Raw genomic sequence first — 281 nt, forward strand, 5'->3', positions numbered from 1 at the left:
AGTAGTATTCTTGTTTTCTTTTGGTGCAGTCATCACCATACCCGACTTAGATTTACAAGACATCAGTGTTATGAGAACAAAAAGAAATCCGTATTACTTCATTATTTCTTTTCTTTTACTAATTGATTGGCTTTGGAAAAAAAGAAATCTTTTTTAGCCATATCTCCAAGACCATTGAATGTTTCGCCTAATTGAATATAAAAATTAGTTTCTAAAACTGGATTCTCAATCACATCATCTATTCCAGTTTCTAACACATCTGTTGCTTTTTTAAATTGTTG

Annotated in this window: 1 pseudogene; it reads right to left on the bottom strand. The window is 30.2% G+C overall.

Annotated features, from left to right (window positions below):
• Positions 1 to 101: 101 nt before the first annotated feature.
• A pseudogene (locus WFZ86_RS20270) lies at positions 102 to 281 on the bottom strand (tetratricopeptide repeat protein); the annotation flags it as partial.

It is taken from the genome of Flavobacterium polysaccharolyticum, from assembly GCF_038739875.1.
In the GTDB taxonomy this organism is placed as follows: domain Bacteria; phylum Bacteroidota; class Bacteroidia; order Flavobacteriales; family Flavobacteriaceae; genus Flavobacterium; species Flavobacterium polysaccharolyticum.